This window comes from Halanaerobium sp. (assembly GCF_003070835.1).
Genome location: NZ_QBLR01000137.1, coordinates 1 through 8846, shown reverse-complemented (window position 1 = coordinate 8846; position 8846 = coordinate 1). Strand labels below are relative to the sequence as shown.

General features: G+C 36.4%; 10 protein-coding genes. All 10 read right to left on the bottom strand.

Annotated features, from left to right (window positions below; translation table 11 throughout):
* Window positions 1–149 precede the first annotated feature (149 nt).
* The 10 genes from pth to ispE all read right to left on the bottom strand — a co-directional run bounded on the left by pth (window position 150) and on the right by ispE (window position 8711).
* Window positions 150–707 carry an aminoacyl-tRNA hydrolase gene (gene pth / locus CI949_RS13010; RefSeq protein ID WP_290767146.1) on the bottom strand — a complete coding sequence of 186 codons (558 nt, stop codon included), beginning with the start codon at window positions 705–707 and terminating at the stop codon, window positions 150–152.
* A 66-nt stretch (window positions 708–773) separates the two neighbouring features.
* Window positions 774–1448 (bottom strand): 50S ribosomal protein L25/general stress protein Ctc, encoded by a 675-nt coding sequence (locus tag CI949_RS13005; RefSeq protein ID WP_290767144.1) that lies wholly within the window; start codon window positions 1446–1448, stop codon window positions 774–776.
* Window positions 1449–1584: 136 nt separating this feature from the next.
* Window positions 1585–2526 carry a ribose-phosphate pyrophosphokinase gene (locus tag CI949_RS13000; protein ID WP_290767142.1) on the bottom strand — a complete coding sequence of 314 codons (942 nt, stop codon included), beginning with the start codon at window positions 2524–2526 and terminating at the stop codon, window positions 1585–1587.
* A 23-nt stretch (window positions 2527–2549) separates the two neighbouring features.
* Entirely contained in the window at window positions 2550–3923 is a 1374-nt protein-coding gene (glmU, locus tag CI949_RS12995; RefSeq protein ID WP_290767141.1) for a bifunctional UDP-N-acetylglucosamine diphosphorylase/glucosamine-1-phosphate N-acetyltransferase GlmU, read from the bottom strand.
* A gap of 204 nt (window positions 3924–4127) precedes the next feature.
* Window positions 4128–4394: a SpoVG family protein gene (locus CI949_RS12990; protein WP_108140130.1), complete on the bottom strand. Its 267-nt coding sequence runs from the start codon at window positions 4392–4394 to the stop codon at window positions 4128–4130.
* A 66-nt stretch (window positions 4395–4460) separates the two neighbouring features.
* Window positions 4461–5465 (bottom strand): AIR synthase family protein, encoded by a 1005-nt coding sequence (locus CI949_RS12985; protein WP_258222443.1) that lies wholly within the window; start codon window positions 5463–5465, stop codon window positions 4461–4463.
* The gene (locus CI949_RS12980) at window positions 5462–5998 is read right to left on the bottom strand and encodes an ECF transporter S component (RefSeq protein WP_108140134.1); all 537 of its coding nucleotides are present in this window, start codon (window positions 5996–5998) and stop codon (window positions 5462–5464) included. Before CI949_RS12980 ends, CI949_RS12985 begins: the two co-directional genes overlap by 4 nt.
* Before the next feature lie 21 nt (window positions 5999–6019).
* Window positions 6020–7351, bottom strand: coding sequence for a type I glutamate--ammonia ligase (glnA, locus tag CI949_RS12975; protein WP_108140136.1), 1332 nt, complete (start codon window positions 7349–7351; stop codon window positions 6020–6022).
* Window positions 7352–7741: a MerR family transcriptional regulator gene (locus tag CI949_RS12970; RefSeq protein WP_290767137.1), complete on the bottom strand. Its 390-nt coding sequence runs from the start codon at window positions 7739–7741 to the stop codon at window positions 7352–7354.
* 106 nt (window positions 7742–7847) lie between these two features.
* A complete protein-coding gene (gene ispE, locus CI949_RS12965; protein ID WP_290767135.1) occupies window positions 7848–8711 on the bottom strand; it encodes a 4-(cytidine 5'-diphospho)-2-C-methyl-D-erythritol kinase in 864 nt (287 codons plus the stop codon).
* Window positions 8712–8846 lie beyond the last annotated feature (135 nt).

Here is an 8846-nt window from a genome sequence, read left to right as displayed (position 1 = left end):
CACCAGGAATGTTTTTCTGATCTTTGAAATCAGGCCTAATGCTCCTTAAACAAAAACCTTTTATTTCTACATATATTTCTTAATTTTATACTTTTATACATTTAACTCAAAAATGGCAAAATAGCCCCTACATAAAATGTACGGGCTTTTTATCCATTATATTTATTCATTGCTTTCATTATATCTTCTTTTAACATCAATTCAACTGCTGAAACAGCATCAGCTACAACTTTTTTTGAGATATCCTCTTCTTCTCCTGCAAAAGTAGTCAGGACAAAATCAGGTACCGGAATATTTTCCGGCGGTCTACCAATGCCAATTTTTAATCTATTAAATTCATCTGTGCTCAAATTATTAATAATTGATTTAATTCCATTATGACCACCACTGCCACCATTCTGCTTAAATCTCATCTTTCCTAAATCAAGATCTAAATCATCATGAATAACAAGCAGATCTTCAGCTTCTATCTCAAAATAGTCAAGCAGCCTATATATTGGCTGACCACTTTTATTCATATATTTCATTGGTTGAAAAAGAATAACTTTTTCTCCACCAAAAAAGAAATCGCCAACAAGGCCATCGAACTTATAACTGCTCTTAACTTTAAATCTGTCTGCCAATTCTGAAATAACCATAAATCCTATATTATGTCTGGTTTTCGCATATTTTTCACCAGGATTTCCAAGACCAGCAATTACTTTCAAACTTTAAACCTCCAATAATAAATTGAAGCGCAGCTGACTAAGCCGCGCCCAATTTCTTTACTAAAATTATTCCTGTGGTTCTTCCTCTTCTTCTGTTTCTTCGCCTTCTTCTTCCTCTTCTTCGCCAATAACTTCTGGCTCTAAGAATTCCTCTTCCTCTTCTTCTACCTCTTCTTCGACAAGTTCAGTAGGAGTAACAACAGTTACAATAACTTCGTCACTGTCAGTTACAAGGTCAATTCCTTCGGGAAGATCCAGGTCAGCAACAGATAAAGACTGTCCAACCTCAAGTTCAGAAATGTCAATAGTAATTTCTTCTGGGATTTCAGCAGGTAATGCATCAATTTCAATTTCGCGTAATAACTGCTGTAATACTCCACCGTCACGAACACCAACAGCATCTCCTTCTAAATGCATTGGTACAGAAACAGTGATCTTTTCGTCCATAGAAATAAACTGAAAATCTACATGCAGCAGATTTTGCTTAATAACATCTTTCTGATAATCTTTAATGATTACAACCGCTTCGTCTCCTTCTCCATCTTCTCCGACAAAAGTCAGATCAAAGATAGCATTAGAATGGAGAAGCTTTTCAATATCCAGTGGATCTACTTTAATAGATCTTGGTTCATTTCCTCTTCCATAAACAACACCAGGGATAAGTCCGTTTCTTCTTATTTTACGGGCTACTCCCTTTCCAGTTTCAGTCCTTAGTTCAGCTTCAATAGAATGTCTCTCCATGACTATCCTCTCCTTGCATAAATTAAATTTTAAGCCAGATTAACTGCTTACACTGGCAGGTCTGCGTTAAATAAGACATAACAAATTTTATTATAACATCAAAGCTCAGTTTGAGCAAGTGTTTTAGAAAAATTATTTAAAATAATACACTAACAGATAAATCTTTAAAAATACGGTCAATAGCCTCTCCAACCAGAGGAGCAACAGAAAGCACTTCCAGATTATCAAGATCATGGTCTTTCTGCGCAATTGTATTAGTAACAATAATTTTGGTAATTGGCGCTTCCTTTAGACGTTCAACTGCAGGGCCTGAAAATAAGGCGTGAGTTCCACAGGCATAAACCTCCTTAGCTCCTTTATCTTTAAGAACTTCGGCAGCTGCTGAAATAGTTCCAGCTGTGTCAATAATATCATCAAGCAGTATCACATTTTTACCATCAACTTCTCCAATTACATTCATAACTTCAGCCACATTTGGTTTAGGCCTTCTTTTATCAATAATTGCCATTGGAATATTTAAACTTTCAGCAAAAGAGCGCACTCTTTTTACCGAGCCAACATCCGGAGCAACAGCAATCAGATCAGAACGATCAAAATCCTTAAAATAATCAACCATAATCGGTGAGGCGTAGAGATGGTCAACAGGAATATCAAAAAATCCCTGGATCTGAGGTGCATGAAAATCAATTGAAAGTACTCTTCTGGCACCTGCCTGAGTTAGTAAATTGGCCACCAATTTAGAAGTGATTGGATCTCTTGGTCTTGCTTTTCTATCCTGGCGTGCATACCCATAATATGGTATCACCGCAGTGATTCTTCGGGCAGATGCCCTTCTTAAAGCATCAATAATCACCAGCAGTTCCATCAGATTCTCATTAACAGGAGGTGATGTGGGCTGCACAACAAAAACATCAGCTCCCCTTACAGTTTCATAAGTGCGAACACCAATTTCCCCATCTTTAAATCTAGTTACATCTGCATTAACCAATTCCGTCCCCAGATAATCACAGAGATCCTGAGCTAATTCAGGGTGAGAATTACCTGCAAATATTTTTAACTGTTCACTATAACTGGACATTTTTTGACCCCCTGGCTTATTTTTTAATTTTCCTGCTTAGATTTTGGATTATATACTCGAGCAGGAACCCCCATTACTGTATCACCAGAATTAATATCTTTTGTAACTACTGATCCAGCAGCTGTTTTTGCCTTATCACCAATTTTAAGAGGAGCAATTAAAATAGAATCACTGCCGATGAAGACATCACTGCCAATTTCAGTCTTAAATTTATTTTCTCCATCATAATTCGCAAATATTGTACCGGCTCCGATATTTGTTCTTTCACCAATTTCGGCATCGCCAGCATAGCATAAATGAGGAACCTTAGCTCCATTTTTAACTGTAGTCTTTTTTAGCTCTACAAAATCACCAATTTTACAATTAGCTTCTACTGTAGAACCCGGTCTTAAATAAGCAAAAGGTCCAACATTAGTTCCATCTCCAACTTTACTTTCCTTTATAATAGTATTTGAAAGGATCTCAACATTTTCTCCTATAACTGCATCTTTCAATTTGCAGTTTGGATTAATGATAGTGTTTTGAGCAATTTTAGTTTTTCCTTCCAGATAATTAAAAGGATAAATTGTAACATCCTTTGCTATGTCTACCTCAGCATCTATATATGTAGTATCTGGGTCAATAATTGTTACTCCATTTGCCAGATGTTTGTCAGCTATTCTGCCTCTTAATATTTTTTCGGCCTCTGTCTGCTGTTTGCGGGTGTTAATACCTATAATTTCGTCAGAATCCTCGACAGTATATGTATTTATTTTTTTATTTCTAGTTACAGCAAATTCTATAATATCAGTTAAATAATATTCCTGCTGAGCGTTATCATTATTCATATTTGCCATAAAATCTCTCAACAGGGCACTATCGATACAGTTTACCCCACTATTAATTTCCTTGATCTGCTTTGTTTTTGAATCAGCATCTTTTTCTTCTACAATTGCAGTTAAATTACCAGCCTCATTCTTAACGATTCTTCCATATCCCTCAGGATCATCAAAAATAGCCGTCATAACTGTTAAATCAGAATTGCTCTGCTTATGTTCTTTTACAAATTCTGCAATAGTCTCTTTTCTTAATAAAGGAGTATCTCCATAAAGAATCAATACCGGACCCTCATAATCTGCAAAAAAACTTTCAGCCTGTTTTACAGCATGACCGGTACCTAATTGTTCTGCCTGTATTACATAATTTAAATCCCATTTATTTAAATCTTCCAATTCAGTCTGAACTTCTTCCTTTTGATGTCCAATCACATTAACGATTTTACTATTTAAACCATCTAAAGTATTTAAGACATGCTTAATAATTGCCTTACCGGCAACTGGATGTAATACCTTAATTTTATCTGATTTCATTCTGGTTCCCTTACCGGCAGCCAGAATAATACTTAAAAGATCTGCCATCTATAATTTCCTCCTTTAAATAAGGAATAAATATTCTTGCTTTAATTAAACATTATTTCCTGACAATAGTAGTCCATCATGGTTCTTTAATCGCTTGAAGTATAACAGAGAAATTAGCATTTGTCAAGATTATAAATTCCATGAATAGAAATAACACTACCTCAGCTGAAGTAGTGTTATTTTAGTGATTATTAAATGATTTATCTAGGCACTTGCCAGTAGTTCATCAAACTTTTCTAAAACCTGATTTTCCATTAGATCCCTCAACTTAGTGGAAATTGGAAAACAGATATCCTGATAGTCTCCGTTTCTCTTTCTTCTTGCCGGCATCGATAGGAAAATCCCGTTTTTTCCTTCAATAACCCGCATGTCTCGCACAACAAAAGAGTCGTCAAATGTTACTGTTGCATAAGCCTTGACCATACTTCCATTAATTTCGACCGGAAAAACTCTGACATCTGTAATTTCCATAAATACACCGCCTTTGGAATTATTTGTTAATAACATTATAATTCCATTAAATGTAAATGTCAAGACTTATTTGTGATTTTTTTCAATAAATTTCCATAATTCATCTTTTTCAGGTGCTTTAAATTCTTTTTTAACTCCGTTTGCTTCCATATAATTACCTTCTTTAATCATTCTTCCAACCCTGATTATTTCAAGCTCATTTTCTGCAAAAATGCTTTTTAGATCAATTTCCGGTGGAGCGGCCATCAGCATTGACCCTGAGGAGATTAAAGCTGCTGGATCTAGATCTAATTTTCGGCAAACTTCTTCAACTTCAGGAATTAACTTAAAATTATCTTTCTCAATAATAAATCCAAGCTGTGAAGCTGCTGCCATTTCAGTTACTGCACCATAGACTCCACCTTCCGTTACATCATGCATAGCCTTAACTCCATTTTTTCTGGCTATTCTGCTTTCAGGTAGCACACTTAAAAGTTCCAAATAACCATCCAGTTTGACGATTGTTTCACTGCTGACACCTTTTTCAATCAGATGCTCCCTATAATCACTTGCCAGTATATAGCTTCCTTCGATACCCATACCTTTAGAAATATATAAAATATCGCCAGCTTCTGCGGCAGAACTGGAAGTTAATTCTTCCCTGACAGCTCTGCCCATTGCAGTAACTGTAATGATAGGTTTTTGAACCAAGTCAGTTATTTCTGTATGCCCACCGAGGACTTCTATATTCATCGCGGCTGCTGTATTAACTATTTCTTCCATCATTTTTTCGGCTCTTTTTTCTCCCAGGCGGGGTGGTAATAATAAGACGACCTGAATTCCAAAAGGCTCAGCCCCAGCGGCTGCAATATCATTACAGGCAACATTAACAGCCAGATAACCAGCATTTTTTTCAGCACCGGTTATTGGATCAGAAGATACCACCAGCAAATAATCTCCCAGATCTATTACCGCACTATCTTCTCCTGGACCTGCCGGTACCAGTACATCAGAGCGAAAATGTTCTATTTTATCAAGTATTGTTCTTTTTAATTTATTTCCTGCCAGTTTACCTATTTCCAAAAATATCACTTCCCAAAATAATTATCTAAATGATGAGAAAGAGGAATTGCCAGAACTCCCCCAATCAGCATCTGGGCAAAATCAATGCCAATTTCGGGTAAAACAACTGCCCAGCTTAATAAAAACGCTTTGGCAAGAGCATAACCCAGAATCATTACATTTCCACCAACAATAATAGCAAATATTTTGCGATCAAACTTTTTATCCTGCTGCTGGCTGGCAATTTTACCTACAATTAAACCTTCCAGCCCCTTAATTAAAAAAGTAAATGGAGCCCAGATTGAATAACCAAGTATAATATCCATTAGAGCAGATCCAACACCACCTGCAATTCCACCAGCTTTAGCACCAAAAGTTAGGGCAATAGTATAAATAGCTACTTCCCCCAGGTTGAAATAAGAACTGCTGGGTCCTGGAATATGTAAATAGGTCGCCACAGAGGTAAAGGCTATAAAAAGTGCTAAAAAGGATAATGATCTGGTGTCCAGCTTACCTAATTTCATTTTCTTTAAATGATCCTGTATATTTTCTCTGCCTTCCATTTTTATCCCCCCAACTAGAATTTAATAAGTTGTTAAGTATTGATCAATTTCCCAGCTGTGAACCTGTTTTTTATAAACAGACCATTCTATTTTCTTAGCTTCAACTAAATGGTTAAAAATATGCTCACCCAGTGCTTCCCGCATAAATTCACTTTCCTGGAAATGTTTAAGCGCTTCTTCCATAGATGAAGGGAGGCTTGTAATCCCTCTTGATTTTCTTTCTTTATAATTCATTTCATAAATATTATCAGTAGTCTGTTCACCGGGATCTATTTTATTTTTGATCCCATCAAGACCTGCTCTAAGCATTACAGCTGTGGCCAGATATGGATTTGCTGCCGGATCAGGGTTTCTTAATTCTAATCTGGTTCCATTACCACGAGCTGAAGGAACTCGAACTAAGGCACTTCTATTCTGAGTTGACCATGATATGTAAACTGGTGCCTCATAACCAGGTACAAGCCTTTTATAGGAATTAATAGTCGGATTTAAAATGGCCGTTGTTTCTTTGGCATGCTTTAACAGTCCACCTATATAATAATAAGCAATTTCACTTAAACCATGTTCATCTTCAGGATCATAAAAAGCATTTTCTCCATTTTTATATAATGATTGATGAACATGCATTCCAGAACCGCTCTCTCCATAAATAGGCTTAGGCATAAATGTTGCATGGAGATTATGCTGCATTGCAATAATTTTTGTTACAAATTTAAAAGTTGCAATATTATCTGCTGTTCTTAAAACAGGAGTGTATTTAAAATCAATTTCGTGCTGGCCTGGCGCCACTTCATGGTGAGCAGCTTCAACTTCAAAACCCATTTTTTTAAGTGCTAATACAGTATCACGACGAGCTTCTCCTCCTAAATCAACTGGAGATAGATCGAAATATCCTCCCTTATCATGGGTGTTTGTCGTTGGATTACCATGCTTATCTTTTTCAAATAAGAAAAACTCCGGTTCTGGCCCGGCAAACATTTCATAACCCATCTCCTCTGCCTCAGCCATCGCACTTTTTAGTGCACCACGAGGACAGCCAACAAAAGGTTTACCGTCAGGTAAATAAATATCACACATCATTCTGGCTGTACAGCCTCCACTGGTCTCCCAGGGAAAAATTGTAAAGGTATCATAATCAGGCTTTAAATACATATCGGATTCGTGGATACGTGTATAGCCCTCAATCGATGAACCATCAAACATGATCTTGCCGTCAAGTGCTTCAGGCAGCTGCTCAATTGTAATTGCAACATTTTTAATAATCCCTAAAATATCAACAAACTGCAGACGAATAAACTCAACATTTTTCTCTTCAGCAACCCTTAAAATCTTCTCTCTACTAAATTTTTCCACTTAATCTTCCTCCTTCTGGGAATGCTTTTTATTACTCCGGGAAAGTTTCTTTATCAACTCTGAACGATTAGAAACAGGATAAAGTGAGTCAAGATCAACATCTGAATAATAATCATAGTTGTCATCAAAATCGTCATCCACTTCCAGATCTTTATCAACTGTCAGTGGAGCCTTTAATTTTGAACGCACAGTCTCTATACTATTCCCAGCAGTAAGCAGTTCTTTTATTTTAAGCAGTCTTTTGATATCACTTGCCGAAAAAAGACGCTGATTCCCCTTGCTGCGGGCTGGAAAAATCAATTCCTGCTGATCATAATAACGAATCTGCCTGGATGTTAATCCTGTTTTTTCCTTAGCTTCCTTCATTGTGATATTTTTTCCCTTTTTCATAGCTATCACTACTCCCAAAGTCCTAATAATTATTGGAGAAAGTATAACACGAAATTAAATTCATGTCAATCTCATGTGAGCTTTTAATTTGTCTTTCTAGCCTCAATTAATAACTGGGAACAGTTCTGGCCACAGTAACAAAATCATTTTTGCGGGGCCATCTGGCTGCAGCTTTTTCCGCCAGCTCTCTGCTACTGTAAATCGAAAAGACTGTTGGACCACTTCCGGAAAGCATTGTGAATTCAGCTTTAGTATTCTTAAATATATCTTTTATTTCTTTTATCTCCGGACAAATTTTTTCTGCCGCTTTTTTTAAATCATTTTTATAGTCAAGCTCCCAGTCAATCTCCTGATCATTTTTTAAGTTATTTTGAACTGAGTCAAAATCAAATTTATCATAACCTTTTATTTGATCATATAATTTATATACTTCTGGTGTAGAAATTTTGAAAGCAGGAGTCACTACTACCAGATATTTTTCTCCGATAAAAGGAAGTCCCTCTAAAATTTCTCCCCTGCCGGAAGCATAAACAGTTCCTCCTTCAAGACAGTAAGGAACATCTGAGCCGATATTTTCCAGGGAACTGCGGAGTTCTTTTAAGTCATATTCCAGTTCAAAAAGCAGATAGAGCCCTTTCATTACAGCTGCAGCGTCTGTACTCCCCCCTGCCAGGCCAGCTGCTATAGGTATATTTTTTTCAATGTAGATTTCTACTCCCTGATTGAGTTCAGGATTATTCTCAAAGAAAATCTCCGCTGCCTGATAAGCCAAATTTTCTCTTCCGGTTGGCAGCTCAGTATGAGAATTTTTAACAATTATCCCTCCACTTTTCTTTTTTAGCTTAATTCTATCTGCCAGACTGATGCTCTGCATAATCATCTGTAATTCATGAAAACCATCTTCTCTTAAACCCTTAACATGTAAGGCAAGGTTAATTTTTGCTGGTGCTTTTAGATATAATTCGCGCATAATTATCCCCCAAATTATAATTTTTTAATAATTTTATGAGTAAATTGCGAAGCAAATGAGGCTTTTAATAACAGTAAGTACAGAGGATGATGATTTTTCTTTACCCCAAAAACATGGTATATAAGGGTCTTATTC